Annotated in this window: 14 protein-coding genes; all 14 read right to left on the reverse strand. The window is 38.9% G+C overall.

The window, feature by feature from the left end:
- Window positions 1–103 precede the first annotated feature (103 nt).
- Window positions 104–1399 carry an adenylosuccinate lyase gene (gene purB, locus STRUR_RS10835; RefSeq protein WP_006740705.1) on the reverse strand — a complete coding sequence of 432 codons (1296 nt, stop codon included), beginning with the start codon at window positions 1397–1399 and terminating at the stop codon, window positions 104–106.
- 208 nt (window positions 1400–1607) lie between these two features.
- Window positions 1608–2213, reverse strand: coding sequence for a hypothetical protein (locus STRUR_RS10840; protein WP_006739379.1), 606 nt, complete (start codon window positions 2211–2213; stop codon window positions 1608–1610).
- 20 nt (window positions 2214–2233) lie between these two features.
- Window positions 2234–3307 (reverse strand): 5-(carboxyamino)imidazole ribonucleotide synthase, encoded by a 1074-nt coding sequence (gene purK / locus STRUR_RS10845; protein ID WP_006740048.1) that lies wholly within the window; start codon window positions 3305–3307, stop codon window positions 2234–2236.
- On the reverse strand, window positions 3294–3782 hold the full coding sequence (gene purE / locus STRUR_RS10850) for a 5-(carboxyamino)imidazole ribonucleotide mutase (protein ID WP_006738645.1): 489 nt from the start codon (window positions 3780–3782) through the stop codon (window positions 3294–3296). The genes purK and purE overlap by 14 nt, the downstream gene beginning before the upstream one ends.
- A 214-nt stretch (window positions 3783–3996) precedes the next feature.
- Entirely contained in the window at window positions 3997–5259 is a 1263-nt protein-coding gene (gene purD / locus STRUR_RS10855; protein ID WP_006740050.1) for a phosphoribosylamine--glycine ligase, read from the reverse strand.
- A gap of 603 nt (window positions 5260–5862) precedes the next feature.
- Entirely contained in the window at window positions 5863–7410 is a 1548-nt protein-coding gene (gene purH / locus STRUR_RS10860) for a bifunctional phosphoribosylaminoimidazolecarboxamide formyltransferase/IMP cyclohydrolase (protein ID WP_006738641.1), read from the reverse strand.
- A gap of 120 nt (window positions 7411–7530) precedes the next feature.
- A complete protein-coding gene (purN, locus tag STRUR_RS10865; RefSeq protein WP_006739106.1) occupies window positions 7531–8100 on the reverse strand; it encodes a phosphoribosylglycinamide formyltransferase in 570 nt (189 codons plus the stop codon).
- Window positions 8097–9119, reverse strand: coding sequence for a phosphoribosylformylglycinamidine cyclo-ligase (gene purM, locus STRUR_RS10870; RefSeq protein WP_006739851.1), 1023 nt, complete (start codon window positions 9117–9119; stop codon window positions 8097–8099). The genes purN and purM overlap by 4 nt, the downstream gene beginning before the upstream one ends.
- Before the next feature lie 27 nt (window positions 9120–9146).
- Window positions 9147–10601, reverse strand: coding sequence for an amidophosphoribosyltransferase (gene purF, locus STRUR_RS10875; protein WP_006740334.1), 1455 nt, complete (start codon window positions 10599–10601; stop codon window positions 9147–9149).
- A gap of 178 nt (window positions 10602–10779) precedes the next feature.
- Window positions 10780–14505 carry a phosphoribosylformylglycinamidine synthase gene (locus STRUR_RS10880; protein ID WP_006738908.1) on the reverse strand — a complete coding sequence of 1242 codons (3726 nt, stop codon included), beginning with the start codon at window positions 14503–14505 and terminating at the stop codon, window positions 10780–10782.
- 31 nt (window positions 14506–14536) lie between these two features.
- Window positions 14537–15244 carry a phosphoribosylaminoimidazolesuccinocarboxamide synthase gene (gene purC / locus STRUR_RS10885; protein ID WP_006739520.1) on the reverse strand — a complete coding sequence of 236 codons (708 nt, stop codon included), beginning with the start codon at window positions 15242–15244 and terminating at the stop codon, window positions 14537–14539.
- A gap of 123 nt (window positions 15245–15367) precedes the next feature.
- A complete protein-coding gene (locus tag STRUR_RS10890; protein WP_006740001.1) occupies window positions 15368–15613 on the reverse strand; it encodes an acyl carrier protein in 246 nt (81 codons plus the stop codon).
- Window positions 15606–16613 carry a phosphate acyltransferase PlsX gene (plsX, locus tag STRUR_RS10895; protein ID WP_006738979.1) on the reverse strand — a complete coding sequence of 336 codons (1008 nt, stop codon included), beginning with the start codon at window positions 16611–16613 and terminating at the stop codon, window positions 15606–15608. Before plsX ends, STRUR_RS10890 begins: the two co-directional genes overlap by 8 nt.
- 130 nt (window positions 16614–16743) lie before the next feature.
- Window positions 16744–17883, reverse strand: a complete 1140-nt coding sequence (locus tag STRUR_RS10900; protein WP_006740386.1) for a site-specific integrase — start codon at window positions 17881–17883, stop codon at window positions 16744–16746.
- Window positions 17884–17946: the final 63 nt, after the last annotated feature.

The following is a 17946-nucleotide window of genomic DNA, read 5'->3' on the forward strand; positions in this document are numbered from 1 at the left end:
TCGATTTACTTCAATGTCATTATATCATATATTTTCATGTAATTTTTATTTTTTATTAATTTTATGAAAAAGAAAAAGAGCTTATTTTCAAAACTCTTCTTTTTTAGTCTAATCCCAAACGTTTAAAGATAACATCAACTCGTTTTGTATAATACTCAGGATTAAAAATATCATCAATTTCTGCTTGTGTTAATCGATCTGTAACTTGAGGATCTTTTTCTAATAATGGTTTAAAATCAACTTGGTTATCCCACGAGTAGGCTGTTTTTGGTTGTACCAAGTCGTAAGCCTGCTCACGTGTCATACCCTTTTCAATCAAAGTCAGCATTGCTCTTTGGCTGTAAATCAATCCAAAGGTTGAATTCATGTTGCGAATCATATTTTCTGGGAAGACAGTCAAGTTTTTGACAATGTTGCCAAAACGGTTAAGCATGTAGTCAATCAAGATAGTTGTATCAGGTGTGATAATACGCTCAGCTGATGAGTGCGAAATATCACGCTCGTGCCAAAGTGACACGTTCTCATAAGCCGTCACCATGTGACCACGAATCACGCGTGCTAGCCCAGTCATGTTCTCAGAACCGATTGGGTTGCGTTTGTGAGGCATAGCAGAGCTACCTTTCTGACCTTTGGCAAAGAACTCTTCAACTTCACGTTGTTCTGATTTTTGCAGGCCACGAATCTCTGTCGCCATGCGTTCGATAGATGTTGCGATGCTTGCAAGCACTGCAAAATATTCTGCGTGAAGGTCACGTGGAAGAACCTGAGTTGAAATTTCTTGTGGGCGGATGCCTAATTTGTCACAGACATATTCTTCCACGAATGGAGGAATATTGGCAAAGTTACCAACGGCACCAGAAATCTTACCAGCTTCTACACCTGCGGCAGCATGTTCAAAACGCTCAATATTACGTTTCATCTCACTGTACCAAGTTGCCAATTTAAGACCGAAAGTCGTTGGCTCAGCATGAACACCGTGGGTACGACCCATCATGATGGTGAACTTGTGCTCCTTAGCCTTGTCAGCCACAATATTTGTGAAATTCTCAAGGTCACGACGGATAATGTCGTTAGCTTGTTTGTAGAGGTAACCGTAGGCAGTGTCCACCACGTCAGTCGACGTCAAACCGTAGTGCACCCACTTGCGCTCCTCACCAAGCGTCTCAGAAACCGCACGCGTGAAAGCCACCACATCGTGACGCGTTTCCTGCTCAATCTCAAGAATGCGATCCACTTCAAAATCGGCATTGGCACGAATCTTAGCCACATCTTCTTTAGGAATCTCACCCAACTCAGCCCATGCCTCGTCAGCCAAAATCTCGACCTCCAACCAAGCACGGTATTTATTTTCCTCACTCCAAATGTTCGCCATCTCAGGACGTGAATAACGTTCGATCATGTTTCAGATATTAAGGGCGTTAAGCGGACACAGCCAAAATAGGAGTTTTGACGAAGAATCTCATGATTCTAGGAAAAACTATCTTTTTGGCAAAGTCCGTAGCCCGTATTCAGTTTAGCGAATACGGTAGCCCTTGTTCCTTTCTATTATATTAAAAGTATGGAAGTTTGTAAGTTAGAAATAAAATACACTCACAAATAAGATATCATTAACTATCTTCTCCCTCAGGTTCAATGGAATTTAATTTGAATGAATTATAATCACTTTGATAAAAGTTTCCCAAAGTATCTTGAACTATTATATAAGTCTTTTTAAAATCAATGTTAGATTCTCCGTTGAACTTTATATTAAAAATATGTATCTGACCTATATCTAACAGTACTGGATATTTTATATTAGGGTGTCCTCTAACTGTTTCAACACTTATATCCTCATCTTTTATATTATATGTATAAATTTCATGAGGATTAATTCCTAGATCACGATATGTTGATTCATCTAATTTCCTTCTAAGGTACGATGAATTAGCCCACTTTATTAAGTGATTATTTTTTCCATTCACAGCTCTAATAGCGTAAATTGCTGTGGGGCGATTTCCAAGGTTTGTTACTGTTAATTTAATGAAACTCTCGTTGCTATTATTATATTCAACCATTGACTTTATATGTAATTTATAGTTTGGTCTTTTTTGCAACCTATCATAATATATTTGATAAGCTAAGGCTATGAAGGCAACAGGAGTGGAAAGTGCTGATAAAATATCCCACATACTAGTTTCACTCAATTTTGATATTGCTTCTATTAGTTCACGCATTCTTTTTCATACTCCGTCCCCTAAAACTCCTCCACCTCATCAGGCACATCACTAAACACCGTCACATGTCCCATTTTGCGGTTATGTTTTGCTTCTAGTTTACCATACATGTGGAGGTGGGCGCTAGGGTTTTCGGCAACATAGTCAGTTGCCTGTTGGATATGTTGTCCTAGGACGTTAAGCATGACGGCTGGGGCGTGGAGCTGAATCTGAGGAAGCGGTGCGCCCAGTACACCCAAGATGTGGGTGTCAAACTGTGAAAAGTCACAGACTTCGATAGAGTAGTGCCCTGAGTTGTGAGGGCGTGGGGCGATTTCATTTACGATGATATCATCTGCGGTCGCAAACATTTCCACACAGAGAGTGCCTGATAGCTGGAGTTTCTTGGCAATCTGCAATGCCATTTCCTTAGCCTTATCAGCCAGTTGGTCTGAGATGCGAGCTGGTACGATAGTTTTTGACAGGATATTGTTGCGGTGGATATTTTCTTGAACGGGGAAGACCGTCACATCCTGACCATTTCCAGACACGATAATTGAGATTTCAAGGTCAAAGTTGACAAACTCTTCCAAGACACACTCGGCTGAGTTGGCTAATTGTTGCGCCTCTGGTAGGTCTTCTGCTGAGCGGATAACCTTTTGCCCATGACCGTCGTAACCACCTGTCGCTGTCTTGAGGACATAGGTCTTGGTCAAATCAAGTCCCTCAAGGTCAAGGCTAGACGTCACCACCTTGTAAGGAGCGACAGTCACACCAGCCTGGTTTGCCAGAAAGTCTTTTTCAAAGATACGGTTTTGAGAAATGCGGAGCAAATCAGTCCCCTGCGGTAGCTGACCAGCTGACACTACAGCATCCAGACCATCTGCATCGACGTTTTCAAATTCATAGGTCAAGATATCACACCGTTCAGCCAGTTTCACCAGTGCTACTTTATCATCATAATCAGCTTCAATAACTTCTGAAACACGCGAAGCTGGACAATCCTTGTTTGGGTCCAGAGTAATGACCTTGTGACCCATGTAGATAGCAGAAATAGCCATCATTTGTCCTAATTGACCACCGCCAATAATCCCAATTGTTTTAGTTGAGTTCATCACTTGACTCCTCTGCAATTTTTCCTTGTTCCTCATGAAAATGAGCTAGCTCTTGAGCCAAATTTTGGTCCTCAATGGAGAGGATACGGAGGGCTGTCAGAGCAGCGTTAGTCGCTCCCGCTTCTCCGATAGCCATGGTTGCCACAGGCACACCGCCAGGCATCTGCACAATCGAATAAAGCGAATCTAAACCTGAAAGGGCACGTGATTTGACAGGCACACCGATGACAGGCAAAGTTGTTTTAGCTGCCACCATGCCAGGCAAGTGAGCTGCTCCACCTGCTCCAGCGATGATGATTTTGATACCACGATCTCGTGCCTCCTCAGCATGCTTGAACATGAGGTCAGGCGTGCGGTGGGCTGAAATGACTTTCTTTTCATAAGCAATGCTAAATTTGTCTAGAACTTCGGTCGTTTTTTGCATGGTTGTCCAGTCGGATTTGGAGCCCATGATAATAGAAATAATTGGGTTCATATATACTTCTTTCTTTTTTCTTTATGATACTTTTCTGAGGTGGCACGGACGGCAGCGAACCTTTGGTTCCAGTGCCTAAATTTTGAGCCCAAGGTCTCAAAATTTCCGAGACAAACAATTATAAAATAATTGTTTGTCTTTTTGCCACAGCGAAAAGTATCAGATTAAGCTCGCTACGCTCGCCTTTTAGTAAGTTTTAGCAAATTTAAACTTATTATTTAATAGATTTGCTTCCGATGTCGTTTCTGTAAAAGAGACCCGTGGTGTCTTGTTGGGCGAGTTGGGTATAGATTTTGTCTTGTCCTGCTTTGACGCTGTCTTCTGTGGTGACGAGCATATAGACACGTCCTCCGTTTGAAAGCAGCGCTTTACCATTTTCTGTAAACTTAGCACCTGCATAGTAAGTGATAATGTCGCCGTCGGTCTTTTCAGGCAGTACCACACCTTTCTCGTAATTGAGCGGGTATCCTTCTGAGGCAACGACAACTCCCAGAGTCACGCCGTTCTTTTGCCAAGTGATGTAAGGCTCAATACCCGTCATGATGTCATCGATGTTCTGAGCAAAATCGGAAGTCAGTCGAGGAAGGATAACCTGAGTTTCAGGGTCACCAAAACGTGAGTTAAACTCGATCACCTTAGGGCCATCAGCCGTCAGGATAAGTCCCGCATAGAGGACGCCTAGATAAGGACGTCCTTCTGCAATCATACCCTCAAGGACAGGTTTAACGATAGTTTCGACTGCTGTATCCACTACTCTATGAGGCAAGTGAGGAACTGGAGCATAGGCACCCATACCACCAGTATTTGGGCCCTTGTCACCATCGTAGGCACGCTTGTGATCTTGAGCTGTCGGCATAATGTAAAACTTATCGCCATTTGCGAAAACAAAGAGTGAGAACTCCTCGCCATCCAAAAATTCCTCGATAACCACACGCGCTCCTGAGTCACCAAATTTGTTATCCAAGAGCATCTCATGTGCGGCCTCTACCGCCTGATCAGTGGTTTCAGCCACGACCACACCCTTACCTAGCGCCAAACCATCAGCTTTTACTACGATTGGTGCACCATGCTCCTCGATATAGGCTTTTGCTTCTTCAAAATCTGAAAATGTGCCATAGGCTGCTGTTGGAATATTGTATTTGACCATGATTTCCTTGGCAAAGTCTTTAGACCACTCTAGCTCCGCTGCTGCCTTACTTGGACCAAAAGCTCTGAGACCAGCACTATTGAAATCATCGACGATACCAGCTGCTAACGCATCGTCAGGACCAATGAAGGACCAAGCAATCTCATTCTCTTTAGCAAAGTCAATCAACTTAGAATGTTCGGAAATTACAATGTTCACTAATTCTAAACCATCCAAGGTCATACCATCATTACCAGGCGCTACAAAAACTTGTTCTACATTATTAGATGTCAATAGTTTCTTAGCAATCGCATGCTCACGGCCACCAGAACCTACAACTAAAAGTTTCATAACAAAGATACCTCATTTTAAGAACGATAAAAAGCACTAGTCTTTTTTATTTACGAATTTTATAAAATTATTATAACATATTTGTTCGTCATTCTATAAATGAAAATTAAATTTCAAATAGTAAAAGTCATCACAAATATGATGTGAGAGATTGGTAATTTTTAAAATCAAATAAAATCGCTAATAGTTAATATTTGTCAAAAACTGTTGTGTTTTTGAATCATTTTTTACTAAATTAAGTCTTGTTTAAGAATAATAGCTTATATTATAAGCATCCTAAAAAACTTTTCTTTTTCATAAATCTCCCAAAGAAATGTAGCAAAAGCTGCATTTCTTTTTGTGTTTTTAAAGAGTTATTTTAGAAAATAACCATGTTGATTGTAATACTAATTTCACTGCATGCTATTTTTATAAAGTTTAAATCAACTTGTTTACTTTGATTGCCTTTGAGTTATTTCTTTTTAAATCATTATAGTTTCTTTGAAACAAAATGAAAGGACCTGACAATTTTCAGGTCCTTTCATGAGATTTATGAAAAAGAAAAGTTTTTTAGGATAAATTCAGTATAACCGTCACACCTTAAAACAATCTTAATCAACTTTTTTAATGTCTGAAATGTCTTACACCTGTAAAGACCATAGCAATCCCATATTTATTAGCGGCATCAATTGATTCTTGATCACGTACTGATCCACCTGGTTGAATAATCGCTTTTATGCCTGCAGCTGCAATTTCTTCAATATTATCCGCAAATGGGAAGAAAGCATCTGATGCTAATGCTGCCCCTTCAAGACGGTCTTTTGCTTGATCAATAGCAATGCGAACAGAAGCTACACGGTTAGTTTGACCAGGTCCTACTCCGAGTGTCATATGATCGTTTGCAATCAAAATACCATTTGACTTAACATATTTAATAGCTTTCCAAGCAAATTGAAGGGCTTCTTTTTCTTGTTCTGATGGTTTACGATCCGTCACTACTTCCCAATCACTTGTTTTTTCTTTGATTACATCCTGATTTTGGACTAAAAGGCCTCCAACAACACCTGTAAACTCTTTTTCTTCCTCACTAGCATCTTGTGCTTCAAAAGGAAGTTCTAGTAGTCGTAGATTCTTCTTTTTAGTCGTTAAAATCTCTAATGCCTCTTTAGAGTAACTTGGAGCAATAATAATTTCAAGAAAGATCGCATGCATCTTTTTGGCAGTTGCAGCATCAACTTGTCTATTCAGAACTATAATCCCACCAAAAATAGAAACTGAGTCTGCTTCAAAGGCATAATCCCAAGCTTTTTCAATGCTATCAGCCTGACCAATACCACATGAATTCATATGTTTTAAGGCAACAACAGTTGGTTTTTCTTTGAAATCACGAATAATACGGATAGCCGCATCTGCATCACGAATATTATTAAAAGAAAGTGCTTTACCATTAAGTTGTTTAGCAGAAGCAATGGAATAATCTGTAGGCAAAGCTTTTTGATAAAAATCTGCATCTTGTTGTGGATTTTCGCCATAACGCATTGCTTGATTTAGATCATAAGTTAATGTTAATTTCTCTGGCTTTTCTTCACCAACTGCTTTAGTAAAATATTCAGCAATTAAAGCATCATAAGCAGCTGTATGTCTAAAAACTTTAGCAGCCAATTTTTGACGTGTTTCAAATGTCGTCTGACCAGTATCAGCCAATTCTCCTAAAACAGTTGTATAGTCAGCTGGGTTAACTACGACAGTAACACTGGTATGATTTTTAGCTGCTGAGCGAAGCATTGAAGGACCACCAATGTCAATATTTTCAACAGCATCAGCATAAGTTACATCCGGTTTTAAAATGGTTTCTTTAAAAGGATAAAGATTAACGACAACCAAATCAATCAATTCAATCTGATTGTCTTTAGCTGCCTGTAGATGACTTTCACTGTCTCTTCTAGCTAAAAGTCCGCCATGAATATTGGGATGTAGGGTTTTAACACGTCCATCCATCATTTCTGGGAAACCAGTTACTTGATCAATGGCAATTGTACTTATACCAGCTTCCTCCAAAACAGTTTTCGTTCCTCCTGTTGAGACAATTTCCCATCCTAGTTCTACTAATTGTTTTGCAAAATCAACTAAATTTGTTTTATCTGAAACTGAAATAAGGGCTCGTTTTGTCATTTTTATCCTCTTTTCTATTAGGTAGCCATTCAATTTTTCCTCTTTCCTATTGACTATTATTAGTCAAATTATTTTACTTTCATTATAGTAAAATTTCGAAAATAGTGAAAGCGGTTTATTTCATTGATTATTTCTTAACTTTTTTGAAACACCAAGCTGAATTAAGACTTCAGGATAGAGGCGATACTCCATTTCATGAATTCTAGCTTCAAATGTTTCTCTTGTATCTGTTGTAAATCTTGGCACGCGCTCTTGTCTGATAATTTGTCCAGTATCAATCCCACTATCAATCAAATGAATAGTTACTCCAGATTGATCAACATTAGCATCCCATGCATCTTGTATCCCATGAGCACCTGGAAATTCAGGTAGGTAAGCTGGGTGGATATTAATGATGCGTCCTTCATAGGCTGAGAGCAAGGTTTCCCCAACAATCTTCATATAGCCCGCTAGACAGACTAAGTCAATCTCGTACTTGTCCAACAAATCAACAATAGCTTGCTCGTAAGCTACCTTGTTGCCAAACTCTTTGAGTTCAAAAGCGAAGCTTGGAATGGACAGATTTTGAGCACGTTCCAAAACATAGGCATCACGGTGATCTGAAAAGACAAAACTAACCGGAAACTGCTCTGCAATAACCTGAAAGTTTGAGCCATTACCAGAAGCAAAAACAGCGATTCGTTTTATCATTTGATTACCACACTTGCGTCAGCTTTTTTCACAATACGACCGATTTCATAGACTGGTTCGTCCAAAAGCTCTTTGACACGGTCAACATTTTCAGTACTGACAGCCAGCATAAGACCGACACCCATATTGAAGATTTCAAACATTTCTTGATGTTGAATATTACCATATTTTTCAAGAGCTTTGAAAATAGGTAAAACTGGTATTTTATCTTCTTCTATCTCAGCTGCCAGATCATCCGCAAACATCCGAGGAATATTTTCAATGAAACCACCACCTGTGATATGAGCAATACCATTAACGAGTTTTCCTTTGATTAATGGCAGAACAGACTTGACGTAAATACGTGTTGGTTCAAGTAGAACTTCTTTTAGCTGTTTACCTTCTAATTCAGGTAGATATTCATCACCAGTGTAATCAGCAAAGACACGACGAACTAATGAATAACCATTAGAGTGGATCCCACTTGAAGCAAGACCAAGAAGAATATCTCCTTCTTTCACTTTTGAACCATCAATGAGTTGTGATTTTTCAGCAATACCTACAGAAAAACCTGCCAAATCATAATCATCATGACCATACATATCAGGCATTTCAGCTGTTTCACCACCAATCAAAGCGGCACCAGCTTGAACACACCCTTCAGCTACACCAGAAACAACTTCTTCAAGTTTTGCTGGATTGTTTTTACCCGTAGCAATGTAATCTAGAAAATACAGTGGTTCTGCACCAGCAGCAATAATATCATTGACACACATGGCAACACAATCTTGACCAATCGTATCATGTTTATGATATTTAATTGCTAACATGAGTTTTGTCCCAACACCATCGGTCCCTGAGATCAAAACAGGCTCTTTAACACCTATTTGTGATAGGTCAAACATCCCTCCAAAACCACCAAGAGCTCCGATAACACCTGCTCGCTCTGTACGAGCAACATGCTTTTTGATACGTTCAACAACTTCATATCCAGCTTCAACGTCAACACCAGATTGAGCGTATGCATTTTTTTCAGACATTTTTTCTCCTTTGTTACATTGTAGAGCTTATTTTACTTTTTGAATGTAAAAACTTGTCTTTTCTTCCAGACTTCTTAAATATTCTTCTTCATAATCATAAAGAGGTGTTGGATATTGCCCATCAAAATAAGCAATACAAAGACCGCCATTTGGCTCTTTTGTTTCCAATCCAATTGATTCAACTAATCCATCTATAGATAAATAGGTTAGACTATCAGCACCAATAATCTCACAAACTTCTTCAACTGAGTGATTCGCTGAAATTAATTCTCTTCTGGTCTGTATATCAATGCCATAAAAGCATGGGTATTTTAATTCTGGACTAGCAATAGCAACATGAACCTCAGTAGCTCCTGCTTCTCTCAATAACCCTACTATCCTTCTAGAAGTTGTTCCTCGGACAATTGAATCATCAATCATAACAACACGTTTTCCTTTAACAACACCAGACACTGCTGATAATTTCATACGAACGCCTTGTTCCCTTAATTCTTGTATCGGTTGTATAAAAGTTCGTTGAGTGTATTGATTTTTCACAAGACCCATTTCATTTGGCAATCCTGACTCTTCTGCAAAGCCCATAGCGGCAGATAGAGAAGAATTTGGAACACCAATTACAATATCAGCATCCTGTTTAAATTCTTGTGCAAGGCGTTTTCCCATATTTTTACGAGCAGTATGAACGTTCACACCATGTATGGTTGAATCTGGTCTTGCAAAATAAACATATTCCATGGAACAAATAGCTAATTGAGTCTCATCAGTGTAACGATCGCATTTTAGTCCTTTATCATCAATAATGATAACTTCACCAGGTTCAACGTCTCTGACCCACTTAGCACCTACTACTTCAAAAGCACATGTTTCGCTAGAAATGACCCATGCACCGTTTTGCATTTGACCAATTGAAAGAGGTCGAAATGCATTTGGATCAAGTGCAGCAATTAACTTATCTTTTGTCATTAACAAATAAGCAAAGCCTCCCTTTACTGTATTTAAAGCCTCTTTTACTTTTCCCATAAAAGAAGGATTATGACTACGACGAATCAAATGCATTAAAATTTCAGTGTCTGAGGATGCATTGAAAATGGCACCTTGATTTTCTAATTCTTTTCTTAAGGAAATAGCATTTGTCAAATTACCATTGTGGCATAAGGCAAATTGGCCATCGTGAAATTTGTAAAGAAAAGGTTGAATATTTCGAATATCTGCAGATCCTGCTGTTGCATATCGAACATGACCAATGGCAGCACTACCTGTCAGTCTATCTAATTCTGATTGATTTTTAAAAACTTCTGATAAGAGACCAATATTGCGATAGCCGTATAATTTCCCATTATCATTTGAAACGATACCTGCTCCTTCTTGGCCACGGTGTTGAAGACTGTGAAGGCCAAAGTAGGTGACTTGCGCCGCTTGAGGATGTCCCCAAATACCGAAAATCCCACATTCTTCATTTAGTGATTTTACTTCGTATGTCATTTTTACCTCGATACAAAGGCCATCAAGTCAAGCGAAAATAGAATTTTTGACGAAGAGCACCAACTCTAGAAAAAACTATTTTTTCGCACAACTTGTTGCCTATGTTTACTATCGCTCAAAAAATGAGCGAGTTTCTATCTAACCTCGCCCTCACTATTTCGAGGCGAGGGCTAAAATTTTACTTCCCTGTAAAGTAACGGACTGCACTTACAAAGAGACCTTGGTCTTTGTTGCCAGGGATATTTTGGAAGAGTCCGTCTTCCCAGCGTTCTGAATGTCCCATCTTACCGATGATTTGACCATTCTTGCTGGTAATTCCTTCGATAGCATTGACAGAACCGTTTGGATTGTATTTACTATCCATACTTGGTTGTCCGTCAAAGTCCACATACTGGCTCCAAATTTGGCCATTATCTCTTAGCTCTGCAAATTCAGAAGCGCTAACGACAAATTTACCTTCACCGTGTGACACTGGGATGGCATGAATATCGCCGACCTCAACGCCTGCCAACCAAGGCGAGTTGGTATTCGCGATACGAGTCTCAACCATCTTAGCAACATGCTGATTAGCATCATTATAGAAGAGGGTTGGACTTGTCTCACCAGCTTCCTCGAAGTTTCCGTATGGAAGAAGACCTGATTTGACAAGGGCTTGGAAACCATTACAGATACCGATGATAAGGCCACCTTTTTCGATGAAGCTGTCAATAGCTGCGCGAACTTTCTCGTTAAGTAAGATATTGACGATAAACTTAGCAGACCCATCTGGTTCATCAGCCGCTGAGAAACCACCAGCAAAGAAGATGATATTTGCCTTAGCAATATTAGCAACCATAGTGTCAACTGACTCAGCAATAGCAGTCTCATTCAAGGTTACAAATGGGACCAAGTTGACGCTAGCTCCAACCTGTTCAAAGGCTTTAGCTGAATCGTACTCTGAGTTAGTACCAGGGAAGACTGGAATATAAACTACAGGTTTTTCAATGACTTCCTTAGCCTTGATAACAGCATCTGATTCCACAGCAGGAACTTCTTCAAGAGCATCTGCCTGTTCAAATTTTGTTGGGTAAACGTCTTCCAATTTGCCTTCGAAGGCTGCTAGAAGGCTTGCGCCAGCTAGGTCATTTCCATTGACAGTGACTGTAAAGTCTGACTGAGTTTGACCGATTTTTACAGCTCCTGCAATTTCCTCAGCTGATGTAAAGACAAATCCTCCAAGTTGCGCTGTCAAGCTGCTATCAAGCTCTGCAATTTCAACACAAGCACCGATACGGTTACCAAAACTCATGAGAGCAAGACTTTCTAAGATACCACCATATTTAACGGCTGAGGCAGCTGTAATCTGATGCTGAGCTTGAATAGACTCAAACTGGCTGAAGTTAGCCTTGATAAGATCAAAATCAATCTCTTCTGAAATCGCTTGACCTGGAATATAGTAGATAGTCTCACCAGCTGCTTTAAATTCAGGAGAGAGAACCTTGCGACTGTCCGCTGTTGTCACACCGAAAGCTACCAAGGTTGGTGGCACTGTCAATTCTTCGAAAGTACCAGACATAGAGTCCTTACCACCGATTGATGGCAAGCCAAATTGAATCTGAGCCTCAATAGACCCAAGAAGAGCTGATACCGGCTGACCAAAACGCTCAGCTTGCTTATCCATACGCTCGAAGTACTCTTGGTAAGAGAAGCGTGCACGAGACCAATCAGCACCCGTTGCTACCAAGCGAGCTGTCGCTTCAATAACAGCATAGGCAGCACCGTGGTAAGGTGACCACTCTGCAATGTAAGGATTGTAACCTTGAGCCATAACAGACGCTGTTCTTGTCACACCATGTTGAACTGGCAATTTTTGAACAGAGCTTTCTGTCGGTGTAATTTGGTAACGACCACCGAGTGGATGATTAACTGTTGAACGACCAACAGAGGAGTCAAAGATAGTTTGGAGACCTTTTTGGCTCGCATGGTTGAGTTCAGACAAGACTTTAAGCGTATCTGCTTCAAGTGTCTCTGCTGAAGTTGTGCGTGCTTCAGGAACTGTCAAGTCCTTGTCAACAACTTTAGCATCAACAACGACACGGACACCATTGGTATCAAGGAAGCGACGCTCCAAATCAACGATAGTTTCACCATTCCAAGTCATGACAAGATTTGGTTTTTCAGTAACGGTCGCAACAACGACTGCATCGATATTTTCCTTGTTGCAGGCTGCGATGAAGGCATCCACATCACTAGGACGAACAACGACTGACATCCGTTCTTGAGATTCTGAGATAGCAATTTCAGTACCGTTAAGCCCTTGGTATTTAAGTGGTACTTTGTCTAAATCGATTTCAAGACCGTCAGCCAATTCACCGATGGCAACACAGACTCCACCGGCACCGAAGTCATTTGATTTCTTAATTAAACGAGTAACATTGCCATCACGGAAAAGACGTTGAATCTTACGCTCTTCGATGGCATTCCCTTTTTGTACCTCTGCGCCAGCTGTTTCCACAGACTCTGCAGTTTGAACTTTAGAAGAACCCGTTGCTCCGCCGACACCATCACGACCTGTTTTACCACCGAGCAAGATAACCATATCGCCTGCTTCTGGCTTTTCACGAACCACATTTTCTTTAGGTGCAGCACCAACCACAGCTCCAAGCTCCATACGTTTAGCTACGAAACCTGGATGGAAGTACTCACGCACATAAGTTGTCGCAAGCCCAATTTGGTTACCATATGAAGAATAGCCGTGCGCTGCAGTCTTAGAAATCACCTGTTGTGGCAATTTACCAGCGCGTGTTTGCGCAATCGGAGTCGTAATATCGTCTGCGCCTGAAATACGCATAGCCTGATAAACATATGAACGTCCTGACAAAGGATCACGAATAGCTCCACCAATACAAGTAGCCGCACCACCGAATGGCTCGATTTCTGTTGGGTGATTGTGAGTCTCGTTTTTAAACATGAGGAGCCAAGGTTCTTTAACACCATCAACATCTACTTCAATTTCAACTGAGCAGGCATTGATTTCATCTGAAACTTCCATATCATCCAGACGATCATTGGCACGTTCATAACGACCAAAAATAGTCGCCATATCCATAAGTGTCTGTGGCTTTTCAGAACGGCCAAGCTCATCACGCATGGCGATATATTTGTCATAAGTTGCTAGCAATTGTTTTTGGAATTTAGAAGCTGAAAAGTCAATGTTCTTCAATTCCGTTTCAAAGGTTGTGTGACGGCAGTGGTCTGACCAATACGTGTCCAAAACTTTCAACTCAGTCTCAGTCGGCACACGCCCAATTGATTTGAAATAATCTTGGATGAAGAGAAGGTCATCAACCTCCATGGCCAAGCCCTGCTCTGCCTTATAGACCGCAAAATCATCAGCCGTATAAGTTTCAAAGAAATCAAGATTAGGAATCGTCTTGTCAGACACAGAGAAAGCCTGCTCTTCAAGTGGCAAGGTAATGTCCTTGAAACGTGAATCAACTGGATTCAAAAGATAGTTTTTAACCGCTTCAAGCTCTGCTTCTGCAATATCCTTATTGACCAAGTAAAGCTGAGCTGTGTTAACCTTAACCTGGCTATCACTTCCAAGCAATAGCAAAGTTTCTTGCGAACTAGCAGCACGTTGGTCAAATTGACCAGGAAGCGCCTCAATGGCAAAAAAGACAACCTTATCAAACTCTGCAGTGATTTCAGCTTCCGTCAAAAGACGGTCTGTCACCTGCTCAGAGAAAATATGCTTCTCAGCACGCGCTAGCAAATCCTCAGCCAAATGAAAGACATCATAGACCTGCACAATACGCAACTCCTTCAAAGTCGTCAATTGCAGATTATGTGTCAACTCTTTCACAAGGCTAGCTGACTTGATCCCAAAATCAGCCTTCTTCTCAACAAAAATACGTTTATTCATTAATAAATCCTTTATCTATTAAGTGTGTTTTTTAATCAAGTTCTTTCAACTTCTCAAGTACAACCTGATAAACATCTGTCAAACTACCTAGGTCTCTTCGAAAAACGTCCTTATCCATATGGTTCCCTTCAGCATCCCAAAGACGGCAGTTATCTGGTGAAAATTCATCAGCTAATAAAATCGTGCCTTCTTGATCAAAACCAAATTCTAATTTGAAATCTATCAATAAAAGACCAATTTCTGCAAACCAAGATTTCAAAAGAGTATTAATCCATCTCGTTTCTTCTTTTAAATAAGTAATTTGTTCTTCAGAAATCAAATCTAAAAACAAAACATGTTCATCATTAATAAAAGGATCATCCAATTCATCTTTTTTGTAATAAAATTCGACAATTGGTTTATTCAGAGTAATTCCTTCAGAGATACCAAAACGTTTTGCAAATGAACCAGCACTAACATTTCTCAACACAACTTCTAATGGAATAATGGATACTTTTTTGTTTAATTGTTCATTTTTTGAAAGTGATTTTATAAAGTGCGTTTTGATACCAGCTGAATTTAATTTTTCAAAAATCAATGCTGAAATCTGACTATTTAGTTCACCTTTCCCATCGATGGTCTCTTTACGAGCTCCATTCAACATTGTAGCTTGATCTTTATAGACAACTCTGACAACCGAATCATCTTGCGTGCTAAATAAATCTTTTGCTTTTCCCGAATAAATTAATTCCTCTGACATTAAATCGTTCGCCTTTCAATTGTTTATTTTACTTGATTATAACATATGCTATATTTTTTACAACAGAAAACATATATTTATTAATAGCAATAAAAAAACATTCGTTAAATAACGAATGTTTTTTTATTTGTTTAACTTACCTTGCAAATAATCAAGCAAATCTTCCATAGAAGTCATATTGTCAACCTCATCATCTGGAATTTCAATATTAAAATCATCTTCAATATTAATGATAAATTCAACAAGTTCAATTGAGTCAACACCGAGGTCATCTTTTAAACTCATATGAGGTGTCACATCCAAACTAGAGTCTTGTCTCTGCTCTCTTATTAAAGTAACTAATCTTTCAAAAATAGCTTCTCTAGTCATCCGCTCTTTCCTCCTTTGAAAAAGTTTCAACCAATTGATTCACTACATCTGTTTCAAGCATACTACGAATTTGTTTAATAGTATAAAAAATAGCTTTTTCATCACTAGAACCATGTGATTTAACAACAGGAGCTTTCAAGCCTAAAAGTACCGCTCCACCTGCACTTGAGTAGTCAAGTGAGTCTTTCAATTGATATAAACTGTCTTTTAAAAATAAGGCACCAAGTTTAGACTTAAAACCACCATCGTTAACAGCTGATTTCAATTGTTTCATAATGCCAATCGCTGTACCTTCAATTGATTTCAACACAGCGTTTCCCGTGAAACCATCTGCCACGACAACATCTGCCACTCCAGCCATCAAATCACGAGCTTCAACATTACCAATAAAATGAAGTGTGTTATCATTTGACAACAGCTCATAAGTAGCTTTACGCAAAGGATCACCTTTAGTTGATTCTGTTCCATTATTTAATAAACCAATTCTAGGTTTTTTAATACCACGAACATTTTTGGCATAAAAAGAGCCTAAAATAGCATACTGATGTAAATGATCTGCTGTATTTTCAGCATTAGCACCTAAATCAAGCATATCGTAGCCAGCCCCATCTGTTGTTGGAAGTGTCGACATTAGGCCAGGACGATCAACACCCTTAATACGACCAACAATAAATAATCCTGCAGCTAATAGAGCCCCTGTATTCCCAGCAGACAAAACGGCATCAGCTTCACCATCTTTAACAGCTTTAGCTGCCAATATCATAGAAGCTTGTTTTTTCCGCCTAATAGCCTTAGCAGGTTCATCATCTGAATTGATCTTCTCATCTGTATGTATAATAGAAATACGATCAGAGTCTTTTAGATAAGTTTTAATTTTTGCTTCATCACCATATAGTTGAATTTCAATATCTGAAAATGTCTCAATGGCACGATTAACACCATCAATAATAGCTTTAGGCGCATTATCGCCCCCCATTGCATCGACAGCAATTTTCTTCATTATGATTCTCCTTTAGCTTTTTACAGTTTAATGCCTAAACCTGTAAAAACAACGTTTATATTATAGCATATTCAAATAAACCCTATAATATCAATGTCGTTGAACTATTATACTCTTTTTTCCATAAAATTTACAGAATCGCCATTGCATTCTCAAAAATTTCAGCCGTTTCTTTGTCTCTATCTTTTGACAAATGGGCATATAAATTTAATGTCATAGATATATTTGCATGACCTAATCGATGAGATATTTCTTTGTAACCTACTCCAGCATTTAATAATATACTGGCATGGGTATGTCTAAAAGCATGACAAGTAAAAAATGGAATATCAGTTTTTTCAGTTACTCTTTTTAGGTTCCTTATAATAGTAGAATATGTTAAATATTCTGGTAAACCAAAGCTAAAAACAACATCATTATGAACACCAATTTCATTATAATACTGCATTTGTCTCATTCTATGTTGTTTCAACTCCAATAATGTTTTATTATCGATTGTAATATCTCTATATCCGCTTTTGGTTTTAGGCTTACCTATTTTGTATTGACCATTAACGTATGACTTATTAATATAGACAACTCCATTTTCTAAATAAATATCAGACCACTTAAGTGCTATTGCTTCACCTATTCTTACACCAGTTGCCAATAAGAAACGGAACAAGGTACTATATAGATTGTTTTTATATGTTTTTGAAAGTTGATCCAAAGCATTAAGAAATTGTTTTACTTCATCATTATCAAGATAAAACTTTTCCTTTTTCTTTTTATTTTCCTTTTTAGGTTTAATGATACAGTCATAAGGGTTATATAATAGTAGTCTTAATTGACAAGCGTATTTGATTATTGATTTATTATAGGTATTTGCCAGTATATATCGGCTACTTGTTTCCTTAGACATCTTATCAGTAAAATCTTGAATAAGAACTACTGATAAGTGTTTTATTTTATAGTGACCAAGATTAGGTATCAGATACTTATCTAATACCACACGGGTATTCTTTACAGTCTGAGGCGTTACAGTCTCCTTATAGTGGTTAAACCATTTATTGGCTAACTCCTCATAGGTATCTATTTTTATGGCCTTACGTCTAGTATATCCGTTTGACTCAAAGTCTTTGAATTTATCACGCTTCTTCTTTTCAAGGTCTCTTTTAGTTTTAGCAGTAATTGACGTGTTGACTGGCTTACCAGTTATTGAATCAATACCAAGATAAATATTTTCACGGTACACAGTTGTACCATTTTTATTTTTGATTTCTTTAATCATAACTATCCTCTATCTAACCACCAACAGGCAAGTTAAGGAATTAGATAAGGTTTAATCAATATA

The organism is Streptococcus urinalis 2285-97, from assembly GCF_000188055.2.
GTDB classification, from domain to species: Bacteria; Bacillota; Bacilli; order Lactobacillales; family Streptococcaceae; genus Streptococcus; species Streptococcus urinalis.

Bases quoted from the DNA above. Each gene is read 5' to 3' on its own strand.
- STRUR_RS10840 (WP_006739379.1), bottom strand. From the start codon at position 2,213: ATGCGTGAACTAATAGAAGCAATATCAAAATTGAGTGAAACTAGTATG.
- plsX (WP_006738979.1), bottom strand. From the start codon at position 16,613: ATGAAGAAAATTGCTGTCGATGCAATGGGGGGCGATAATGCGCCTAAA.
- purF (WP_006740334.1), bottom strand. From the start codon at position 10,601: ATGACATACGAAGTAAAATCACTAAATGAAGAATGTGGGATTTTCGGT.
- purM (WP_006739851.1), bottom strand. From the start codon at position 9,119: ATGTCTGAAAAAAATGCATACGCTCAATCTGGTGTTGACGTTGAAGCT.
- STRUR_RS10880 (WP_006738908.1), bottom strand. From the start codon at position 14,505: ATGAATAAACGTATTTTTGTTGAGAAGAAGGCTGATTTTGGGATCAAG.
- STRUR_RS10900 (WP_006740386.1), bottom strand. From the start codon at position 17,883: ATGATTAAAGAAATCAAAAATAAAAATGGTACAACTGTGTACCGTGAA.
- purC (WP_006739520.1), bottom strand. From the start codon at position 15,244: ATGTCAGAGGAATTAATTTATTCGGGAAAAGCAAAAGATTTATTTAGC.
- purD (WP_006740050.1), bottom strand. From the start codon at position 5,259: ATGAAACTTTTAGTTGTAGGTTCTGGTGGCCGTGAGCATGCGATTGCT.
- purN (WP_006739106.1), bottom strand. From the start codon at position 8,100: ATGATAAAACGAATCGCTGTTTTTGCTTCTGGTAATGGCTCAAACTTT.
- purB (WP_006740705.1), bottom strand. From the start codon at position 1,399: ATGATCGAACGTTATTCACGTCCTGAGATGGCGAACATTTGGAGTGAG.
- purH (WP_006738641.1), bottom strand. From the start codon at position 7,410: ATGACAAAACGAGCCCTTATTTCAGTTTCAGATAAAACAAATTTAGTT.
- purE (WP_006738645.1), bottom strand. From the start codon at position 3,782: ATGAACCCAATTATTTCTATTATCATGGGCTCCAAATCCGACTGGACA.
- STRUR_RS10890 (WP_006740001.1), bottom strand. From the start codon at position 15,613: ATGACTAGAGAAGCTATTTTTGAAAGATTAGTTACTTTAATAAGAGAG.
- purK (WP_006740048.1), bottom strand. From the start codon at position 3,307: ATGAACTCAACTAAAACAATTGGGATTATTGGCGGTGGTCAATTAGGA.